The sequence below is a fragment of the Methylophaga pinxianii genome, from assembly GCF_020447225.1.
Classification (GTDB): domain Bacteria; phylum Pseudomonadota; class Gammaproteobacteria; order Nitrosococcales; family Methylophagaceae; genus Methylophaga; species Methylophaga pinxianii.
Genome location: NZ_JAJAEO010000047.1, coordinates 1 through 380 on the forward strand (window position 1 = coordinate 1; position 380 = coordinate 380).

Annotated in this window: 1 protein-coding gene; it reads left to right on the forward strand. The window is 45.5% G+C overall.

The annotated features are described in order from the left end of the window. On the forward strand, positions 1 to 380 hold a 380-nt coding region (locus LGT40_RS00220), incomplete at both ends, for an IS3 family transposase (protein ID WP_226343101.1).

Genomic DNA, 380 nt, shown 5'->3' on the forward strand with positions numbered 1-380 from the left:
ACACGTTACAGCAAATCAGACGATGCCTTGCTGTTGCCACTGATTGAGAATTTGTGTGACAAACGTGCAACCAATGGCTATCGACGTATTACGGCGCATTTAAATCGCCAGTTAAAATCGGGAGAGCATGCATTTGTGAAAGTTAATCCAAAGCGGATTTATCGCATCATGCGCCTCAATAATTTGCTGTTACAAAAGCATACTGGTCGTGTTGGTGATAATCGAGCGCATGAAGGCAAGGTTATTACCCTTCACTCCAACACACGTTGGTGCTCAGATGGGTTTGAGATCGGCTGTTGGAATAAAGAAAAAGTCCGAGTGGTGTTTAGTCTCGACTGCTGCGACCGTGAAGTCATGAGTTATGTAGCTACCACCGCTGG